The organism is Phytoactinopolyspora endophytica, assembly GCF_004138495.1.
In the GTDB taxonomy this organism is placed as follows: domain Bacteria; phylum Actinomycetota; class Actinomycetes; order Jiangellales; family Jiangellaceae; genus Phytoactinopolyspora; species Phytoactinopolyspora endophytica.
In genome coordinates, this window is record NZ_ML142849.1 from 567,253 (window position 1) to 568,521 (window position 1,269).

Sequence of the window (1,269 nt, forward strand, 5' to 3'; positions counted from 1 at the left end):
ATGCCACCGACCATCGCGCCGTAGTACGTGCCGATCCCACCAAGAATCACCGCCGCGAACATCAGGAGCAGGAGCCGGAATCCCATGAACCAGTCCACCGAGACGGCCGAGCCGAAGAATATCCCGCCGGTTGCGGCCAGCCCAGCGCCCATGATCCACACTGTCAGGATCACGCGGTCGACGTCGATCCCCGACGCCGACGCCAGCGCGGGGTTGTCGGCTACAGCCCGGATCGCCTTGCCCATCCGTGTGATCTGCAGCATCGTCGCCACGGCAGCCAGGATCAGCACCGACAGGCCCATGATGACCATGTCACGTGGTGTGAGCGAGATCGGCCCGATCGAGACGGTCTCCTGACCGACGAAGTCGCGATAGGTGCGTGGCGAGCCGCCGAAGATCACCAAGAGCACGTGACGGATGGCGAGGCCGAGCCCGATCGTGATGATGAGCAGCTGGAAGATTCCCAACCGCCGTCTTCGCAGCGGCCGGAAAAGCCCTACTTCGAGCCCGCCACCGAACAACGCGACAAGGATGATCACGATAGCCCCGGCGCCGATGAGCGGGATTTCGGGTCCCCCGTCGTTGGACAGGCCTACGTTGACGTACCAGGTGAGCATCGCGCCCACCGCGACAAGCTCGCCGTGTGCGAAGTTGATCAGCCCGGTGGTGCTGAAGATGAGCGACAGGCCGACCGCCGCCATGGCGATGATCAACCCGAACTTGAGGCCGTTGGCGGTTGACCGCACCAGAGAGTCGAGCTGTGCGCGTCCGCTTTCGCCTTCACCCAGCTGGAACACCGCCGGCGCGACCCGGCCGCTGGTGACCCGCACCTCCAGCGGGTTCCGCTCTGGGTCGCGGAGGTCGACATCCTCAGGCAGAGTGCTTTCCTCCAGCAGCACCGAGTACGTCCCGGGCCCGGGCAGCGGAACCTCCCACGTTCCTGTGTCATCGGTCGAGGCCTCGCCCACCTCGTTGCCGTCGCTGTCGCTGACGATCAGAACGACATCCGGCACGGGTTCGCCCTCGCCGTCGCGGATCGAGCCGCGCAGGCCCTCTTCCGTCTCCTGCTGTGCGGGAAGGATGCCGCTCATCGGCGCCGAGGCTGCCTCTCCAGCCGAAGCCGGGGCCGGCGCCAGCGCAGCGACAGCCGGGGCGCCGGCGAGAACGGCGATCAGCCACGTGACACACATCGCCACCGCGACGCGGCGCGTCCGTAACAAACGCGTCTCCTCCCGACTCGTCCATCTATTGGCAGGCTCAGTGGACGCA

The 1,269-nt window shown here is 66.5% G+C and carries 1 protein-coding gene; it reads right to left on the reverse strand.

What is annotated here, in order from left to right; translation table 11 throughout:
• On the reverse strand, positions 1–1,091 hold a 1,091-nt coding region (locus tag ELR45_RS02520), incomplete at its 3' end, for a branched-chain amino acid ABC transporter permease (RefSeq protein WP_205855723.1).
• Between the last annotated feature and the right edge of the window lie 178 nt (positions 1,092–1,269).